Origin of the sequence: Paenibacillus sp. FSL R5-0713 (assembly GCF_037973325.1) — a bacterium.
Classification (GTDB): domain Bacteria; phylum Bacillota; class Bacilli; order Paenibacillales; family Paenibacillaceae; genus Paenibacillus.
This window is the reverse complement of record NZ_CP150229.1, coordinates 644785-663730: the sequence shown is the minus strand read 5'-3', so window position 1 is coordinate 663730 and position 18946 is coordinate 644785. Positions and strand designations below refer to the sequence as shown.

The window sequence follows — 18946 nt, the reverse complement described above, 5'->3', positions numbered from 1 at the left end:
GGGTAAAAAATATTAGGGCTCCTCTGCCTCCATCCCAGTCAAATCTGGAAAGGGTTGCAGACAGAAGAGTTCATTCATTATAACTTTCGGACAATAATGGACAGCAAACTCTCCAATTGCTCCGACTGTTCATCGGACAGGCCACTATAGATGATGTCATTAATCTGCTCGGATACCTGATGGAAGATCGGTTCGAGCCGCTTCCCCTGCTCAGTGAGGCGAATCATCGTCACCCGGCTATCTTCGGCACTCTTGCTGCGTTCAACATAACCGAGCTTCTCCAGCTTGTTGACCAGTACCGTTACCGTTGGTTGCGTGCGTTGAACACGTTCTGCCAACATCTTGATTGACAGCGTCTCTTCACGGTACAAGAACATCAATACATCCCCATGAGAAGGTACAATGCCTGTCACTTCATGCTGTTCCAATTCGTGAACAATCCGTTTGTTGACATGATCTCTGATTCTTGCAATCAGTGCAATTGCGTTGTATTTTGGCATGACCTCATTATACATAGACATCTATGTATGTTCAAGTTCTTTTTATCTAAAAACAAAAAAGCCCGATAGTTTCCATCCTTGTACCTGTGGAAACTATCGGGCTGTTTCGATCCTGTTTTGTTTTTCTGATCCTCTATACTATAATGTTAGATCTTGATCTTAAACCTTGATATTAGATCATCGTTCCTTGACTCATGTTGAATTTTGCTGAATTCAGTTAATCCATTGGGAGATTTTCTCAACCGATTGTCGGGACTTTTCACGCGTGGGCTCCTCTACCCGATAACCGAAGGCTGCCATCACTGAGACGTCCCATGCACCATTCTCCAGCAAACCCTCTTCTTCCATAATTCGATGGACATCGTCACGACTGAAACCTTCGATCGGACAAGAATCAATCTCGATTTGAGCTGCCGCCGTCATCATGTTGCCAAGTGCAATATACGTCTGTTTGGATGCCCAGTCGAATAATGATCGTGGATTATCCAGAATTCTCTGGTTATTTTGGAACTTTCCATAAGCCTGACTTGTTAGCTCAAATACGTCCTCCGGCATTCCTTTTGTTTCCTTCAACATGTATTCCGCATAGGGAGAATTATAACTGGCATCGGACCGGGCCAAAATAACAACAAAATGGCTTGCTGTTGCCAATTGCTTTTGAGCGCCGGAAGAAACTTCGGACAGACGCTTGCGCAGGTTCGGATTTTGTACAATCAGAAATTTCCACGGTTCAAGTCCAATGGAACTTGGAGATAATCTGCCGGTTTCCAATATAAATTGGAAATCCTCATCCGAAATTTTGCGGGTATCATCAAAGATCTTTGTTGCATGCCGGAAATGATAAGCCTTTAAGATGTCTTCCTTTTTCTTTGACTTTGCTGTAACTTCCATGGAGCTCCACGTCCTTTTTTATATTTTTATGTTGAATCGTTATTCTCTAATTTTGGATTTGCTTAAGTATTAGTTTAGAATCTATATCCTAAAATGAAAAGTAAGCACATTATTGTTCCTAAGTTTCTAAAAGTAACTATTGTGTCCTAACAAGGAAAATAGCCGTTGCTGGATCATATATCTTCTCCCCAGACGGCATATTTTCACACATGAAGTTTACAGTTGCTCCATAAATTCATTTTCAGAAATGACGGTATATCCTTCTTGTCTCAGCAATGCTGAGGTGACACCCTCTCCAGCTACCTTGTGGTTGGCAAAATTCCCATCATAGATCATCTGTGTACCACAGGACGGACTGAACTCCTTCAATACCACACATGACACATTCAATTTTCGCGCCCAATCGAGCGTCTGATAGGCTCCCTTGATATACAGGTCCGTGACGTCCTTGCCACTTTTCTCGATCACTTTTGCAATGCCTGCCAGTACGTCCTTGCCTGTTCCACCGATAATTTCAGCCGGTTCCCGTGGAGTGGAGAATCCGCCAAGTAACTCCGGACACACCATCTTCGCCTGCTCCTGCTCCACAAGCTCCTGAATCTTCTCATCCAGGCTCGCTGTTCCATTGTAACGGCAAGCTATCCCCGCCAGACAAGAACTCACCAAATATTTCATCATTATCTCCTTGTGTTCATTCTATTGATGAACTAAATTGTAACATGTAAGATCAAGCTCTATAACTCGCCTCTGGTGATCATCGTAATTTTTACATCTTCATTGTAGCGAACCCGTATAACATCTTTCGGCGACTCTAGTTTAAATATGGCAATCCCCGGATTATCAACTTCCCTATGAAGAGTGTATCCTTGGAGGTTAACGTTAAATACCTCTTTAATCATCGCCCCTACCTGCTCCCTGAGGATAGACTCCTTTACGTCATAAATCTCCTGATGATACGCTTCTACTTCGTCCCAATTAGTAAAATCATTTCGATATAAATTCTCCCCAATTACAGAGTAAACTTTAGTTTCTTCTCCTACAATCATTTGAACTAAATAATGATCATTGAAACTAAGATTAATTACATCTCTCCCAATTTCATCATCTTTGGTACGACTTACCCCCCTAAGTTTTAGAGAAGTTTCACCGAATACTGCCTTAACGGCATCCTCCGCATCTGCCAGCACTGCCTGAGATACCTGATCAGGACTAAGCTCGCCTGTAATCGAGATAGCCTGATCCTGTTGCCATACAATCTCCCCATAATTACTCTCATTCACTAATGTTAATGTCGTATGTGATATCGGCTCCAACTCCCCTTGCTTCATACTCACATAACGTTGAACGGATACAGGTTTAAGCGTTGGAGTGCTGCCTATACTTTGCAAAAGCGATGGAACTTGACGCAGGTAACGGTGCTCCAGCTCGCTTGGCTGCATCTCTCGTCTCATTCCTACTTCACGCAGATTGCCTGTTGTCGCATCTAGCCATATCTGCGCATACTCCTTCTCACTTTCATGTCCAGCCTCTACATATATTCTGCCGGACACAGGCAAATCTTCCACTTTCGTAATCTTCAGCTGTTTACCCAGATCATCTCGCATCGTAGTCGCAACATTTCTTTTCATTTTGTCGGTCAGCAGATTTGTGTTCAAACCATCGGATAACTGTAATGCTGCTGTCGGATAGACCTGCTCGATCACAGGTTTCACCAGTTTTCCCTCATCCCAGCTCCATAGGAACAATCCAGCGGCAATAACCAAAGCACTCATGCCTGCAGCAAGGGGCCCTCTTCTAAGGCGACGCTTGAGTGACACGTTGTCTACTTGCGGTCTAAACGGTCTGGGCGACCTATAACTTTGCTCCGAGTCATTTCCCAGACTACCTTCTTCAGACTTCTTCATCAACTCCACCTGTTGAAGCACATTTCGCTTGTGATCCGCTGTAAAAGGAGACGATGCAAACGGTCCCTTTCGGATCTCCTTTTCCCATTGCTCATCCTTGTGTTTCATTCGCTTCGCTCCTCCCATTGTTTCCGTACCTTATCCTTACCTCGGGATAGTCTGGATTTTACTGTGCCTGAGCTGATTTTCAACATCTCTGCAATCTCACTTGTCGTAAGCTCATACTTCAGATTCAGCAAAAGAATCTCCCTGAACTTCTTCGGCAAAGCCAGAACAATATCCCAGATTTCATGGACATGCTCCTTACGCATCACTTCCATCTCAGCCGAAGGATGTGTAGGCTGCTCTGCAATCATGACTCTTTGGCTCGAACCCACACACTCTGTCTCCATGGGTAAGGTCTCTCCCCACAGACTGCTACGAAAAAATTTAGATTTTCGATATGTAAAAGTCGTGTTTCTAGTAATCGTCAACAGCCATGTTTTTAGTGAGCACTCTCCGCGATAATGAGCAACCCCCGAGTACGCCCGAATAAAAACTTCCTGTGACAATTCATCTGCCTGTTCGGCACTTTTGGTCAGAAAATAAGCGTAATTCCACACGTCGTTTCCGTAGTCATCCATCATGCTGCTAAGTGTGTAATTGTCGATGGTCTGAGCCTGTGCCAGAAATTGATAATCCAACTGTTGTTCACCTCACTTAATATGACTGGATCAATTGTGGTTTGGTTCCCTGTTTTGAACATTATTTCTTATTATTGTAGCAAAATAAAAAACAGCGTGTTCAATATCACTGAACACACCGATTTATTCAAGTAGTTCCGGTCATTTGAATGACCGATCAACTTTCTGATCGCTGTTACTATCAAATTTCTCCTTACTCCTTCATACTTTAACCGAAGCAATCATCAGAAACATCGGTCTCCGATTCTCGTCTCTCATCCCAGGAACCTGTTCAATCATTTCCGGTGATGGTTTGGACTCAGCCACCTTTTGAATGGCAAACCCGGCCTTAATAAGTTCATTGATATGTGTTGCCAGTGTACGATGATATTTAACCACATCCTGATTCAGAAAGTTCGCCACACGCCTGCCTTCATCATGGTAATCATCCACGGGCCAGTGAAGAATCTCACCTTCGGGTCCGTAATGCCAATCCTGCGCCGCACGAGCGGTGAAGATGGGATGTTCAGAGGAAAGGACAAACGTGCCACCTTGAACAAGACAGTCATTGATTTTGGCATACACCGTGTCTAACTGTTCAATATAATGCAAAGCCAGCGAACTGATCACAACGTCGAATTGTCCCGGTGCAAAATCAATATCTTCAATCGCCAGCTGCTCGTACTGGATCTGTGGATCGTCCGTCATCTCACGAGCACGTTGGAGCATATTCTCAGACAAATCTACACCAATTACTGAACTCGCTTGTTGCTCGCGTGCATACCGGCAATGCCAACCAAAACCACATCCCAAATCCAGCACACGCTTGTCTTTCAAATCCGGCAGAAGGGTCTGCAGTTCATGCCACTCTCCAGCAGCCTCCAGCCCTTGAACAGAACGAGCCATCTTACTGTAGTTATCAAAAAATTCCGATTCATCGTATTTATTTTGTTTCATCAAGAGATTCCTCCCGCCTTATAAAATATCAACCTACTCTACCACATAAACGATATTCAAACGCAAAAGTTGCCAAGAGAATTCAAGCCGTGTTATCATACAGAACGAACGTTCAGTATTATTGCATACAGAATGAACATTCAGTTTACTAACGGAGGTCATTATGAATACGAATTGGACGCATCCATTGGAAGGGCAATCGGTAGGCAAAGCTTTTATTAGCTACCTTGTGCCTTCTGTATTGGGGATGCTGGTGGTTGCTTTTAATTTTATTATCGACGGTATTATGGTTGGACACAAACTGGGTTCTACCGCGATGGCAGGGATCGGCATTGCCTCTCCTGTTTACACGCTTTTTGTTGCCATGTCGCTGTGGATTGGTATGGGCGGGGCAACGTTGTACTCTAACGCGATGGGTAGAAAAGATATCACATCAGCCAAACAAATTTTTACCAAATCCATTATGCTCATAATGCTCGTTACGATGGCTATTGGTTATACTGCATTTACGTTTAAAGACAAGCTGGTATACTCCCTCGGTGCTAATGCCGAGACTTTCCCGTTTGCTTCGGACTACATGAATATCATGTTGTTGTTCGGATTTGTCTTCACTATTGAGAATGCTCTTTCTGTTTTTGTACGAAACGATGGGAATCCCAACACGTCCATGTACGCTCAGATTACGTTTGCTGTGGCCAATATCGTCATTAATTATGTAACATTGTATGTGCTCGAATGGGGTGTACGCGGTGTGGCTATCGGTACAATTGTATCGGCGTCTCTTGCGCTGCTTGTCCTGTTCACTCACTTTTTCAAAAAAACAAATAATCTCACGTTCACCCGGTTCAAATGGAACAACAAACTGCTGGCTTCCCTACTTCTTATTGGTTTCCCCAGCTTTCTGGCTGAACTTGGCATGTCGGTCTTCTCTGTCTCTCACAATATCTCCATGGACCGCATTGCGGGTACGGATGGTGTAGCTTCCTTTACCGTGCTGAACTACATTCATGGTGTTGTATTGTTGGCTTTCCTGGGTCTGGCATCCGCTGCCCAACCTCTGATAAGCTATTATCACGGTGCCAGTCAGGTTACACGGGTACAACAAACGATACGTTTAGCCACGAAAACGGCTCTGGCATGCGGTCTACTGTTACTGCTTATTGTTCAAATCGGTGCACCTTATTTCGTGCAAATCTTTGGAAACTTCAGTAGCGGCGTAACGGATAATGCCGTATACGGATTACGTATATTTACATTTGCTTATGTGTTTATGGGTGTTAACTTTGTCATGAGCACCTATTTTCAATCTGTAGGTAATGCCAAAATGGCCATCTGGATTACAGCTGCACGTGAGATGATCATCATGATTGCACTGATTGCAGTCCTCCCTTCCCTCTTTGGTGTAACGGGTGTATGGCTTGCCGTACCGTTATCTGAGATGCTCGTTCTTGCAACTATAGCCGTATACTATAGAAAACGATCCCTTACGGAACGAATAAACGCGTTGCAGGCTGAATAACGTTATCAGATGAGTTAACGGCATTAGATGGGAGATAAATGAAACGTAGATAACATGCAGGAAGACCCCATAAATAATTTAACAAAAATCTAAACAAGCCCTGCACGATCCATAAAGATCGGTCAGGGCTTTGTTATGTTTTGCACTATATTAGATATAAGCAATTAGATACGTATATCGAATCGGCCATTGCTATCCGTTGTTGCGTTTGCAATTTCCTTAGGGGTAGCTATGCCCTTTCCATTGGCTGAGGGTTGGGCAGGTGGCGCCTCCTTAGCAACGGTTGTACCTGCTCCTTGAGAGCTTTGCTGTGCAATCTGCGCCTCAATCTGCTTGATCTGCTGTTCAAGCTGTTTGGTCTTTGTCTCCTTTGTCTTCTCATCGTCCTTGCTGGACTGGACTTTCTCCAGTTGAGCCTCAAGCTTCGTCTTTTGTTTCTCTAAACTACTTGAATTTTCCGAACTCGAAAATGCCGATATGTATGATGTTGTGGAGCTGGCTGCAGAAGATATATTCATTATGGTCCTCCTCCTCTTTACATGGCTTCACTATATCCCATCCCACTGAAACGTACGTTAAAATCAACTGAAAGGTTGCTGAACGAAGCTATGAGAGTCCACATATAGCAGCTTTAACAATAGTCAGTCTAATCATACAGTGTAGGCCCTGGTGCACTCTGATCTGTAAAGTTAGTTGTTTCCCTGTGTAAATAAAAACAAAAAAGACACACTCGATATGATCAAGTGTGTCCTTCGATTGCTTGGCGGCGTCCTACTCTCCCAGGACCCTGCGGTCCAAGTACCATCGGCGCTAGAGGGCTTAACGGTCGTGTTCGGGATGGGTACGTGTGGAACCCCTCCGCCATCGCCACCAAACGCGATTTGTCGAAGCATAGCTTCTTGAAATCAGATATGGAACTGAAAATCATACACACATTCTGTGATGTACCAATTTTCATTTCAGAGATCGTTCTCTGAAAACTAGATTCGAAACGAAACATGCGAACTATCACTTGCTATTGGATAAGCCCTCGACCGATTAGTACTGGTCAGCTCCATGCATTGCTGCACTTCCACCCCCAGCCTATCTACCTCGTCGTCTTCAAGGGGTCTTACATACTGGGAAATCTCATCTTGAGGGGGGCTTCACGCTTAGATGCTTTCAGCGTTTATCCCGTCCGTACATAGCTACCCAGCGGTGCTCCTGGCGGAACAACTGGTACACCAGCGGTACGTCCATCCCGGTCCTCTCGTACTAAGGACAGCTCCTCTCAAATTTCCTACGCCCACGACAGATAGGGACCGAACTGTCTCACGACGTTCTGAACCCAGCTCGCGTACCGCTTTAATGGGCGAACAGCCCAACCCTTGGGACCTACTTCAGCCCCAGGATGCGATGAGCCGACATCGAGGTGCCAAACCTCCCCGTCGATGTGGACTCTTGGGGGAGATAAGCCTGTTATCCCCAGGGTAGCTTTTATCCGTTGAGCGATGGCCCTTCCATGCGGTACCACCGGATCACTAAGCCCGACTTTCGTCCCTGCTCGACTTGTAGGTCTCGCAGTCAAGCTCCCTTATGCCTTTGCACTCTTCGAATGATTTCCAACCATTCTGAGGGAACCTTTGGGCGCCTCCGTTACTCTTTAGGAGGCGACCGCCCCAGTCAAACTGCCCACCTGACACTGTCCCCGCACCGGATTACGGTACCAGGTTAGAACCTAGATACGATCAGGGTGGTATCCCAACGTTGCCTCCATGGAAGCTTGCGCTCCCACTTCAAAGGCTCCCACCTATCCTGTACAGATCGTACCCAAATTCAATATCAAGCTGCAGTAAAGCTCCATGGGGTCTTTCCGTCTTGTCGCGGGTAACCTGCATCTTCACAGGTATTAAAATTTCACCGGATCTCTCGTTGAGACAGCGCCCAAGTCGTTACGCCATTCGTGCGGGTCAGAATTTACCTGACAAGGAATTTCGCTACCTTAGGACCGTTATAGTTACGGCCGCCGTTTACTGGGGCTTCGGTTCACAGCTTCGGATTGCTCCTAACCACTCCCCTTAACCTTCCAGCACCGGGCAGGCGTCAGCCCGTATACTTCGCCTTACGGCTTCGCACAGACCTGTGTTTTTGCTAAACAGTCGCTTGGGCCTTTTCACTGCGGCCCCCTCGTGCTATTCACACTACCGGGGCACCCCTTCTCCCGAAGTTACGGGGTCATTTTGCCGAGTTCCTTAACGAGAGTTCTTCCGCGCGCCTTAGAATACTCTTCTCGCCTACCTGTGTCGGTTTGCGGTACGGGCACCTTCACCTGGCTAGAGGCTTTTCTTGGCAGTGTGAGATCATGACCTTCGCTACTACAATTTTCGCTCCCCATCACAGCTCAGCCTTATGATGTGCGGATTTGCCTACACATCAGCCTTACTGCTTAGACGGACATCCATCAGTCCGCGTCACTACCCTACTGCGTCCCCCCATTGCTCATAACGGCTTACGGTGGTACAGGAATTTCGACCTGTTGTCCTTCGACTACGCCTTTCGGCCTCGCCTTAGGTCCCGACTTACCCTGAGCGGACGAGCCTTCCTCAGGAACCCTTAGGCTTTCGGCGGATCAGATTCTCACTGATCTTTTCGTTACTCATACCGGCATTCTCACTTGTATAATGTCCAGCGCTCCTTACGGTACACCTTCAACCCTTATACAACGCTCCCCTACCCCTGATGCAAGCATCAAGCCATAGCTTCGGTGGTGTGTTTAGCCCCGTTACATTTTCGGCGCAGAGTCACTCGACCAGTGAGCTATTACGCACTCTTTCAATGGTGGCTGCTTCTAAGCCAACATCCTGGTTGTCTGTGCAACTCCACATCCTTTCCCACTTAACACACACTTGGGGACCTTAGCTGATGGTCTGGGCTGTTTCCCTTTTGACAATGGATCTTAGCACTCACTGTCTGACTCCCGGAAGTAAGTCTATGGCATTCGGAGTTTGACTGAGCTTGGTAACCCTTGCGGGCCCCGCACCCAATCAGTGCTCTACCTCCACGACTCTGTTTTCCGAGGCTAGCCCTAAAGCTATTTCGGGGAGAACCAGCTATCTCCGAGTTCGATTGGAATTTCTCCGCTACCCCCACCTCATCCCCGCACTTTTCAACGTGCGTGGGTTCGGGCCTCCAGTGCGTGTTACCGCACCTTCACCCTGGACAGGGGTAGATCACCCGGTTTCGGGTCTACGTCCACGTACTAATTCGCCCTATTCAGACTCGCTTTCGCTGCGGCTCCGGCTCTTCACCTTAACCTTGCACGGGAACGTAACTCGCCGGTTCATTCTACAAAAGGCACGCCATCACCCCTAAAACGGGCTCTGACTTTTTGTAAGCACACGGTTTCAGGTTCTATTTCACTCCCCTTCCGGGGTGCTTTTCACCTTTCCCTCACGGTACTGCTTCACTATCGGTCGCTAGGAAGTATTTAGCCTTGGCAGATGGTCCTGCCGGATTCATACGGGGTTTCACGTGCCCCGCACTACTCGGGATCCGTCTCGGAGGGAACAGACTTTCAATTACAGGGCTTTTACCTTCTTTGGCGGGCCTTTCCAGACCTCTTCGCTTAACCGGTTCCTTTGTAACTCCATGTGAGACGTCCCACAACCCCAAAGAGCAAGCTCCTTGGTTTGGGCTTCTCCGCGTTCGCTCGCCGCTACTGACGGAATCACTATTGTTTTCTCTTCCTCAGGGTACTTAGATGTTTCAGTTCCCCTGGTATGCCTCTACATAACCTATGTATTCAGTTATGAGTAACTGGAAATTACCCCAGCTGGGTTTCCCCATTCGGACACCCCCGGATCAAAGCTTGCTTACAGCTCCCCGAGGCAGTTTCGTTGTTCGCCACGTCCTTCATCGGCTCCTAGCGCCTAGGCATCCTCCGTGTGCTCTTAGTAGCTTAACCTCGTGCTCCGGTTTCGACTGCTCGCTTCCCTTGTTTTGCTTGCGCAAAGCCAAAAGTCGCTCCCATTCGATACCATCGTACGTGCAATCTACCGTTTTTATTGAAACTTGTTATACACAAGTTCAGCTAAAAAGGAATGTTCTAATTCGCATTTACTTTCGTTTCGATATCTAGTTTTCAAAGAACAAGCTCCATGCAAAAGCAAGCTGTTTGAGAGTTTGAGCTCTCAAAACTGAGCAACGAGTGAGTAGTTTGCAGCTAAGCTGCGTATTTGAATGTTTCCACGCGGGAAACGATTCTCCATAGAAAGGAGGTGATCCAGCCGCACCTTCCGATACGGCTACCTTGTTACGACTTCACCCCAATCATCTATCCCACCTTCGGCGGCTGGCTCCTTGCGGTTACCCCACCGACTTCGGGTGTTATAAACTCTCGTGGTGTGACGGGCGGTGTGTACAAGACCCGGGAACGTATTCACCGCGGCATGCTGATCCGCGATTACTAGCAATTCCGACTTCATGCAGGCGAGTTGCAGCCTGCAATCCGAACTGAGACCGGCTTTTTAGGATTCGTTCCACCTCGCGGCTTCACAGCCCGTTGTACCGGCCATTGTAGTACGTGTGTAGCCCAGGTCATAAGGGGCATGATGATTTGACGTCATCCCCACCTTCCTCCGGTTTGTCACCGGCAGTCACCTTAGAGTGCCCATCCGAAATGCTGGCAACTAAGATCAAGGGTTGCGCTCGTTGCGGGACTTAACCCAACATCTCACGACACGAGCTGACGACAACCATGCACCACCTGTCTAGCATGTCCCGAAGGAAAGGACTATCTCTAGCCCGGTCATGCTGATGTCAAGACCTGGTAAGGTTCTTCGCGTTGCTTCGAATTAAACCACATACTCCACTGCTTGTGCGGGTCCCCGTCAATTCCTTTGAGTTTCAGTCTTGCGACCGTACTCCCCAGGCGGAGTGCTTAATGTGTTAACTTCGGCACCAAGGGTATCGAAACCCCTAACACCTAGCACTCATCGTTTACGGCGTGGACTACCAGGGTATCTAATCCTGTTTGCTCCCCACGCTTTCGCGCCTCAGCGTCAGTTACAGCCCAGAGAGTCGCCTTCGCCACTGGTGTTCCTCCACATATCTACGCATTTCACCGCTACACGTGGAATTCCACTCTCCTCTTCTGCACTCAAGTCACCCAGTTTCCAGTGCGATCCGGGGTTGAGCCCCGGGATTAAACACCAGACTTAAATGACCGCCTGCGCGCGCTTTACGCCCAATAATTCCGGACAACGCTTGCCCCCTACGTATTACCGCGGCTGCTGGCACGTAGTTAGCCGGGGCTTTCTTCTCAGGTACCGTCACCTTGAGAGCAGTTACTCTCCCAAGCGTTCTTCCCTGGCAACAGAGCTTTACGATCCGAAAACCTTCATCACTCACGCGGCATTGCTCCGTCAGGCTTTCGCCCATTGCGGAAGATTCCCTACTGCTGCCTCCCGTAGGAGTCTGGGCCGTGTCTCAGTCCCAGTGTGGCCGATCACCCTCTCAGGTCGGCTACGCATCGTCGCCTTGGTGAGCCGTTACCCCACCAACTAGCTAATGCGCCGCAGGCCCATCCCCAAGTGACAGATTGCTCCGTCTTTCCAGTTTCCTTCAGGCGAAGGAAACAACTATTCGGTATTAGCTACCGTTTCCGGTAGTTGTCCCAAACTTGAGGGCAGGTTGCCTACGTGTTACTCACCCGTCCGCCGCTAAGTCTCAAAGAAGCAAGCTTCTTATCAACTCCGCTCGACTTGCATGTATTAGGCATGCCGCCAGCGTTCGTCCTGAGCCAGGATCAAACTCTCCAATAAAGTATTGAAAAGAGCGATAAGCTCATTTTGAATCTGACGAGATTAAACATCTCATTTGTGCTCCAGTCGATTCAAGCCAAGGCTTGTTTCAAACTTTCGCGTTCATTCTGCAAGCAGAATGTTTACTCACTCGTTGTTCAGTTTTCAAAGATCAAACTTGTTTCGTTACCGAATGTCGTTCTCTTCAGCAACTCTTATATAATATCATGTCCGAACCAACTTTGCAAGCTCTTTTTTTAAGTTTCTTTCGAAGCTTATTTGATTCGCTTGCCGCACCGTGTTTCTCGTGTTTTTTGGCCGGAAATAGAATATACCATGCAGCATACGTACTTGTAAAGAGTTAATTTCTAAAAATATTAATTTTACAATCTAACCCTATTAAAGGCTCTTGAATTTACAATGTTATCCTCTATTCATTTGTGTTATCATGCACACTTGATCTTCACTATCTAATCTGTCTTTCTTCTATATATAAGAAGGTAACCCTCTCAACTCTCTTATTCGAGACGAAAGGGTTACCTTCTATAATAATCTATATTTATTTACGTTCTACTTTATATCCTTTATCCTCAAGCAATTTCACGATACCGTGTTCGCCCAGGTAGTGTGCCGCGCCAACAACAATGAAATACTCCTCGCCTTTGCCGTTTTTCAAGTAACCATCGATTTTGTCCGCCATACCAATGTTACGATCAACCAGCATTGCTTTGTTGTACTCCTCGTTCGTGGAGAAGCTGTTAGTCAGTTCTAGTAATTGCTCGTCATTACCCGTTTTCCACATCTCAGCCATCTGATTCACACTGTTATCCAACACGTCGAAGTTCTCGATTGTCGCTTTCAAAGTTTCCTCTTGTGTTTCTTTGGAAAAGTCGTTAAACATGCCAAGTTGAGATTGATAACTTTCCAACTCAATAACTGGGAGTTTGCGCTCGATTGCTTTCTGGATGAAATACAGATCCACTCCTGCTGACGCTTCGTATCCAGCCGTTGCGGACTTCAAACTTGCGAGTGTGCTCTCTGCTACCCATGGCTTAAATGCATCCAAAGCGTTAGGCTCTAAACCATTTTTCTTCAGTACATCGCCCAGCTTCGTATAGGTTTCACTGGAAATGTGATCTTTCAGTGTTGTTCCATCCTGATATGAACCCAGGCTTAGAACCAGCTTTTGCTGCTCTTCGTCAGCCGCTTTGCTAATATCAATCTCTACCCCAAGATAGTCAGCTTCCGCAAATGCTTCCTCAAACTCCGGACGCAATGGATAGAAGCTCTCATCCGCAATATGCATAGACCCTACCAGATAGACCGTGTTGCCATTGCTTTCCACTTCCCACATGAAGCCACGTCCACCCGTTTGAGGAGTTTCCGTTGCTCCACCTTTGGATACCAGCAGCACGGTGCGTGTTGCAGCATCCCAGCGCACTTCATAACCCGCTGCATCTCCAACGATGCGGATTGGAGCATACGTCACACCGTTGATACGTGTAAGTTTGCTTTTCAGTGTAATCGTTTTGCCATCAATCACAGCCGTAATCGTATCATCTGTCGCAGTTGTTAGCTTCACGTCCATCGCATCCAGTGTAGTCCGCAATGGAACCAAGGTTGTACCTTTATCTAGGATTGGTGCTCCTGTAGCATATTTCACTGCCTGGTCATTGACCTTGACAGAAGTTTCTTGTGGAGCAGCCATAGCCGGTACTGCAGATGTGAGCAAGCCTACCGAGATGGTAAGAGATAAGAGCGTGCGTTTCCAATTCTTCATATTATGTATTCTCCTTTATGAATATAATTTCCAATCATTTTGATAGAATGGACATACTTAGATACTACGGATAAAGGCGGGAATTGGTGCCACTCACAAACGGAGCAGCACTCTTTCCCTTCATTACTCTCAATAGATAAGAAATAACAGAAACGAATCCGTCACATAGTTTCGATGCTAGATATTCGCAAAGTCCAAGCTATTCCATGATAAATAGATACTGATTAGAGCCAGGAAAAAGAATGCTATAGAAACCTTCCGATTCCCCCGCAGCTTCACTCCATATGAGACGAAGAAAATAGCGATAGCTAGTTTAGAGATGCTTTGGTAGTAGCCCTGCTCTGAAAAGGCCGAACTGCTAAACACAATTGAAAGTAGCAGTGTAGAGAGAATTAGTGCTTTAAACCACAGCGGGTCCCTCCAGAACTGTATAAAGAACCCTTTTAACTGCTGCATGATCATCAGCCGCCCTCTCCTGAACTCTACTTAGATCTTATAAGCCTTCATGGCCTTAAATAACTCTTTAAAGGTTGGACGTTTACCGTACATCAGCACACCTGTGCGATAGATTTTGGCTGCAAGCCATCCGAAGATGATAATGGACACAATGAGAATCGCTAATGAAGTTAGAATCTCCCAAGTCGGTGCAACTCCCGCACCGATCCGTACCAGAATCGCGGTCGGCGACGTGAATGGAATGAAGCTTGCGATTTTCAACAACAGAATGTTCGGTGTAGAAATACTGAAGATCGCAATATAGAAGGATACAAGCGACAACATCGTAATCGGCAGAACAGCCTGACCCAGTTCTTCCGTACGGCTTACCATTGAGCCAATGGCAGCGAACAACACGGCATACAGGAAGTAGCCCAGAATGTAGAATATGAGTCCGTACACAATAACCGCAATATTCACATCACTCAGACTCATATTGAAATCACCTAACACTGCACGGTTATGCGGCAGCAGGATATTTCCGGCAACCACTGCTCCGAAGATCCCGATTTGCAGCATGCCCACCATGAAAATACCGATGATTTTACCAAACATCTGACTGAGCGGGGATACACTCGTAATCAGAATCTCCATAATACGCGAACTCTTCTCCGCTGTGATCTCTGAAGCAATCATGTTGCCTGTCATCATGGTCGAGGTGAACAGCAGGATGATCAGCAAGTACACCACAATATAGTTAATCGGGCTCATCGCACCTTCCGATTCAGCACCGGCCCCACTTCCATCCGTACTCAAGCTTTGCTCGGTGAGCTTCACAGGTGTTGTAATCAGTTCCTTCTGCTCCGCTGTGAGTACATCCTTCACAACCACATCCAGCTTCACACTCTGCAATGCAGCTTCAATGGATGCAATGATCTGAGGTGATACATCTTCTGCTGAATATAGAATGGGCTGTGGGAACTCCTGTCCAGCAACCGGTTCAAACTTCAGATAGCCATCGGTAAGCCCTGCTTCCGCATCCGCTGCAAGAGCCGCTTCATCCTTGTCTCCACTGGCAATGAATCGATAGGCCTGCTCTCCTTGCGCCGACGAGAAACTCTCCAGTTTCTCGGAAACTTCAGGTTGCCCTGCGCTCAGAAGACCAATATTTACAGGATTGCTACTCGAAGCTCCGCCAATGGAACCTCCATTGAATAAGGTAATGAAATATGGAACATTGAGTCCGATTGAGATTAAAAGTGCAAGTACAATGGTCGTCACCATGAATGATTTCGTTTTAACCTTGTTTTTAAATGTAAAACCCGTAATCGTTCCCATTTTATTCATTCGACTCACCTACCTCACGAATAAAGATTTGGTTAAGCGTTGGTTCCTTCAGTTCAAAGTGTTCCACTGTCGTCTGAGTCATGGCTGTTCTCAAAATCTCTTGAGCTGCTTCCACCTGACTAATATGTATCAGGTAACCACGCTCATTCCGCTCGACTTTCTTCACACCAGGCAACTGTTCAAGCCCCTCCACACTTCCAACTGTACCCAGGAATACCTGCTCACGTGGATAACGGCTCTTAATCTCCTTGATCTCACCTTGTACCACCGTGTTGGAACGATGCAGAATGGTGATCTGACGACACAACTCTTCAACGTGTTCCATGCGGTGTGTCGAGAACAGAATAGCTGTACCTTCATCACGCAATTCCTTGACAGTGGATTTGAGTAATTCCACATTCACCGGATCCAGTCCGCTGAACGCTTCATCCAGAATGAGAATCTGCGGTCTATGCACTACAGCTGCAATAAAGCCCATCTTCTGCTGATTACCTTTGGATAACTCCTCAATCTTCTTATCGTAATATTCCGGAACTTCGAACCGATCCAACCAGTATTTGAGGCTTTGATCTGCATCCTTACCATTCATGCCACGAAGCCGTGCCAGATAATTAATCTGTTCGCTGACTTTCACCTTCGGGTACAATCCACGCTCTTCCGGAAGATAACCCATAATCTGCTGCAACTCTGTGTTGTAAGGCTTGCCATTGTACAGGATATTCCCCCCGTCCGGGTGAATCAGTCCAAGCACCATGCGCATCGTTGTTGTTTTGCCTGCACCATTGGCTCCGAGCAGTCCGTAAATCTCCCCTTCTTTTACATTGAGCGTAACTCCATTAACGGCTGTTTTGTCTGCATATTGCTTGACGACTTGCTTCAATTCCAATCGGTTCATCATTTATCGTCTCCCTTCGGTTATTTCCACTGTACGGGTGCATACCCGGCAATCCAGAACGCCAGCACTTCATCCAATTCCAAGTTGCGGATTTTCAATACCCGGTTATTCGATAGCTCCAGTCTCTCCTGCGCTTCGCTGACCCGGGTTGTAATGACACGAACCAGCCCTCTTTCTTCCAAAGAAGATTCCACAACACCCGGGATACTCTCTGGCCTTAAGTCTCCTTCATACCAGACTTCTTTCCACTGATCGAGCACCATATCTTTCTCGGCCATACCTAGTGACTGACCACGGTGCATCAAGACGATGTAATCCGCAAGTCTTTTGACTTCATCTGCTATATGTGTGGCAATCAGAATCGTGGTGTCCCCCTCAGCCATGAAGGTACGGAACTGCTCAACCATCACTTTCCAGGCAAAGGGGTCCAATCCTGATGAAGGCTCATCCAAAAGCAATAATCTGGGGCGAGCTGCAATCGCAGCAGCAATCTCGAATTTCCGCCGCTCTCCCTTGGACATTTTGTTCAGCTTCACATCAACGGGTACTTCCATATCGTGAATCAGTTGATCGAACAACTTCATATCCCATCGCGGGTACCAGTAGGCCCGAAATTCAGCTGCTTCCTGTGCTGTTATCCGATTCTCTTCAAGCCCGGCATTGTCAGCCACAAAACCGATCTGTTGTCTCAGTTCAAGGGGAAGTGGTCCCTCATGTTCCTTCCCAAACCATATAATCTGCCCGGCATCTGGCAGCACCACTTGTTGCAGCATGTTAAGAAGTGTGCTTTTGCCAGAACCGTTATGACCGAGAATAGCAACTACATACCCTTCCGGGATGGTCAGATCAATCGGGCCAATTACTCTGCGTTTTCGCATCTTGGATACACCGTTCAACTGAACTGCTATGGGTTCCATGTATGAATCACTCCCTTACTTCGCGTAAATAGCCTTCAGGACTTCCCGGAACAGGCTCTCCATCTCTTCTTCCGTACAACCTACCGATTTTCCAGACTGCACCGCAGCCTGCATCGCTTCCTGTGCGGCCTTCAATCTATAATTTTCTCTATCGCCGGCTTCTACCTGGGCCACAAATGTACCTGTCCCCTGCTTCGTACGAAGCAGGCCTTCATTCTCCAGATCCTGATAGACCCGTCTAACCGTAATCACACTGCAATTCAGCGCTCCGGCGAACTCACGAATGGACGGCAAATGTGTTCCCTCCTCCAATTGACCCGTTATAATTAAAGATCTTAATTGATTTTCAATTTGGTGGTATAAAGGTTCAGCGCTATTTTCATTAATTTGAATGGGTATTTTCACATCTTGCACCTCGCCCTCCGGTACACTCCAGTCTGTTGCCTGACCGTGCCGGTCTCATCCTGTATTCGTACATAAGCTCAACTCTCATTTTAATTTAAATCCCGAAGAACCAGCTTCTTCAGCGTCAAGCGGCTAAACAACCATAATCCTGCGATACCGGCCACCAGAGCAATCCACATGATCGGGGAAAGCAACCCCCATGATTTACTCGCATCCATCACCATTCGAAAGCCGTAACTGCCTGACATTCGAATCAATAAGGATATGCCAATCGCAAGGGGTACAAAAAGCGTACTGAGAACCAAGTATTTCTTGCCACTGTTCAGAAACTCTCCGTAAATATATAATCCTGTTACCAAAAGTCCATAACCTGTACAGGTCAGGCTAAAAGCTAGATATTGATCCCATCGGAATCCTTCGGCATGAAGGCTAACCACGTATAACGATCCGTAGAAAAAAATACCATTGTAAGCAAACGCCATTAGAGCTTGCTGTAACCTGGACCACATCACCGCTTGTTCAGGGATCGGGATTCTGCGATAGTAGGCCAACATCTGCGTATAGGAATCCTCCTGTATGTAACGGAAGGAGCGCCTGCAGAACATGAACCCTTGAAATGGCAACATGATTAAAAAGAAGGAATCCACTACAGGATTAATGAAATCTGTCTGTTGTTGTCCCAATAACATCACACCGCTCATGCCGCCAGTGTATATCATGAATATTGCAGACCATAGCCATTGGAGCTTATCCTTACTCGTCTGGTTGCGGGTCAACCACCACGCCTGCTTCCATTCGTTCATATGCATGCCTGCCTTTCAGTTGTCATTCACTCATCTTGCGCACTGTAATCACTGTGTTTACTGTATATATCAATATACACAGTATACAGACCGAATTCTGATCCCGTCAACCCCTAATTTTCCTGAATCAGGAAGATGGGATGGGACACGG

The 18946-nt window shown here is 46.8% G+C and carries 14 protein-coding genes and 3 rRNA genes; 1 reads left to right on the top strand and 16 read right to left on the bottom strand.

Translation table 11 applies throughout. The features are described 5' to 3' along the window. Nucleotides 1-77 precede the first annotated feature (77 nt). The 6 genes from MKZ12_RS03115 to MKZ12_RS03090 form a co-directional block, all read right to left on the bottom strand. Nucleotides 78-500 carry a MarR family transcriptional regulator gene (locus MKZ12_RS03115; RefSeq protein WP_091018819.1) on the bottom strand — a complete coding sequence of 141 codons (423 nt, stop codon included), beginning with the start codon at nt 498-500 and terminating at the stop codon, nt 78-80. A gap of 213 nt (nt 501-713) precedes the next feature. Then, nucleotides 714-1391, bottom strand: a complete 678-nt coding sequence (locus MKZ12_RS03110) for an NAD(P)H-dependent oxidoreductase (RefSeq protein WP_339239378.1) — start codon at nt 1389-1391, stop codon at nt 714-716. A 216-nt stretch (nt 1392-1607) separates the two neighbouring features. After that, entirely contained in the window at nt 1608-2066 is a 459-nt protein-coding gene (locus tag MKZ12_RS03105; protein WP_339242899.1) for a DUF523 domain-containing protein, read from the bottom strand. Nucleotides 2067-2125: 59 nt separating this feature from the next. Continuing rightward, entirely contained in the window at nt 2126-3403 is a 1278-nt protein-coding gene (locus MKZ12_RS03100; RefSeq protein WP_339239377.1) for a hypothetical protein, read from the bottom strand. Continuing rightward, entirely contained in the window at nt 3400-3978 is a 579-nt protein-coding gene (locus tag MKZ12_RS03095) for an RNA polymerase sigma factor (protein WP_339258675.1), read from the bottom strand. Before MKZ12_RS03095 ends, MKZ12_RS03100 begins: the two co-directional genes overlap by 4 nt. Nucleotides 3979-4179: 201 nt before the next feature. Further along, nucleotides 4180-4914 carry a class I SAM-dependent methyltransferase gene (locus MKZ12_RS03090; RefSeq protein ID WP_339239374.1) on the bottom strand — a complete coding sequence of 245 codons (735 nt, stop codon included), beginning with the start codon at nt 4912-4914 and terminating at the stop codon, nt 4180-4182. A 163-nt stretch (nt 4915-5077) separates the two neighbouring features. On the opposite strand from MKZ12_RS03090, the gene MKZ12_RS03085 reads away from it, so the two are divergent. Further along, a complete protein-coding gene (locus tag MKZ12_RS03085) occupies nt 5078-6433 on the top strand; it encodes an MATE family efflux transporter (RefSeq protein ID WP_339258674.1) in 1356 nt (451 codons plus the stop codon). Nucleotides 6434-6597: 164 nt separating this feature from the next. On the opposite strand, the gene MKZ12_RS03080 is transcribed toward MKZ12_RS03085, so the two are convergent. The 10 genes from MKZ12_RS03080 to MKZ12_RS03035 form a co-directional block, all read right to left on the bottom strand. After that, a complete protein-coding gene (locus MKZ12_RS03080) occupies nt 6598-6951 on the bottom strand; it encodes a FlxA-like family protein (protein ID WP_339258672.1) in 354 nt (117 codons plus the stop codon). Between the two features lie 240 nt (nt 6952-7191). Beyond that, nucleotides 7192-7308 (bottom strand): 5S ribosomal RNA (rrf, locus tag MKZ12_RS03075). Between the two features lie 143 nt (nt 7309-7451). Next, a 23S ribosomal RNA gene (locus MKZ12_RS03070) occupies nt 7452-10376 on the bottom strand. Nucleotides 10377-10682: 306 nt separating this feature from the next. Then, a 16S ribosomal RNA gene (locus MKZ12_RS03065) occupies nt 10683-12234 on the bottom strand. The 16S, 23S and 5S rRNA genes sit together here, the layout of an rRNA operon. Nucleotides 12235-12772: 538 nt before the next feature. Continuing rightward, nucleotides 12773-13993, bottom strand: a complete 1221-nt coding sequence (locus MKZ12_RS03060; protein ID WP_339258670.1) for a TraB/GumN family protein — start codon at nt 13991-13993, stop codon at nt 12773-12775. A gap of 486 nt (nt 13994-14479) precedes the next feature. Next, nucleotides 14480-15775 (bottom strand): ABC transporter permease, encoded by a 1296-nt coding sequence (locus MKZ12_RS03055; RefSeq protein ID WP_339258668.1) that lies wholly within the window; start codon nt 15773-15775, stop codon nt 14480-14482. Further along, entirely contained in the window at nt 15768-16670 is a 903-nt protein-coding gene (locus MKZ12_RS03050; RefSeq protein WP_339242897.1) for an ATP-binding cassette domain-containing protein, read from the bottom strand. The genes MKZ12_RS03055 and MKZ12_RS03050 overlap by 8 nt, the downstream gene beginning before the upstream one ends. 20 nt (nt 16671-16690) lie before the next feature. Then, a complete protein-coding gene (locus MKZ12_RS03045; protein WP_339258667.1) occupies nt 16691-17587 on the bottom strand; it encodes an ABC transporter ATP-binding protein in 897 nt (298 codons plus the stop codon). A gap of 15 nt (nt 17588-17602) precedes the next feature. Then, entirely contained in the window at nt 17603-17992 is a 390-nt protein-coding gene (locus MKZ12_RS03040; protein WP_339261296.1) for a GntR family transcriptional regulator, read from the bottom strand. An 89-nt stretch (nt 17993-18081) separates the two neighbouring features. Continuing rightward, entirely contained in the window at nt 18082-18795 is a 714-nt protein-coding gene (locus MKZ12_RS03035) for a hypothetical protein (protein WP_339258665.1), read from the bottom strand. Nucleotides 18796-18946: the final 151 nt, after the last annotated feature.

Bases quoted from the DNA above. Each gene is read 5' to 3' on its own strand.
- MKZ12_RS03115 (WP_091018819.1), bottom strand. From the start codon at position 500: ATGCCAAAATACAACGCAATTGCACTGATTGCAAGAATCAGAGATCAT.
- MKZ12_RS03110 (WP_339239378.1), bottom strand. From the start codon at position 1,391: ATGGAAGTTACAGCAAAGTCAAAGAAAAAGGAAGACATCTTAAAGGCT.
- MKZ12_RS03105 (WP_339242899.1), bottom strand. From the start codon at position 2,066: ATGAAATATTTGGTGAGTTCTTGTCTGGCGGGGATAGCTTGCCGTTAC.
- MKZ12_RS03100 (WP_339239377.1), bottom strand. From the start codon at position 3,403: ATGAAACACAAGGATGAGCAATGGGAAAAGGAGATCCGAAAGGGACCG.
- MKZ12_RS03090 (WP_339239374.1), bottom strand. From the start codon at position 4,914: ATGAAACAAAATAAATACGATGAATCGGAATTTTTTGATAACTACAGT.
- MKZ12_RS03085 (WP_339258674.1), top strand. From the start codon at position 5,078: ATGAATACGAATTGGACGCATCCATTGGAAGGGCAATCGGTAGGCAAA.
- MKZ12_RS03080 (WP_339258672.1), bottom strand. From the start codon at position 6,951: ATGAATATATCTTCTGCAGCCAGCTCCACAACATCATACATATCGGCA.
- MKZ12_RS03060 (WP_339258670.1), bottom strand. From the start codon at position 13,993: ATGAAGAATTGGAAACGCACGCTCTTATCTCTTACCATCTCGGTAGGC.
- MKZ12_RS03055 (WP_339258668.1), bottom strand. From the start codon at position 15,775: ATGAATAAAATGGGAACGATTACGGGTTTTACATTTAAAAACAAGGTT.
- MKZ12_RS03050 (WP_339242897.1), bottom strand. From the start codon at position 16,670: ATGAACCGATTGGAATTGAAGCAAGTCGTCAAGCAATATGCAGACAAA.
- MKZ12_RS03045 (WP_339258667.1), bottom strand. From the start codon at position 17,587: ATGGAACCCATAGCAGTTCAGTTGAACGGTGTATCCAAGATGCGAAAA.
- MKZ12_RS03035 (WP_339258665.1), bottom strand. From the start codon at position 18,795: ATGAACGAATGGAAGCAGGCGTGGTGGTTGACCCGCAACCAGACGAGT.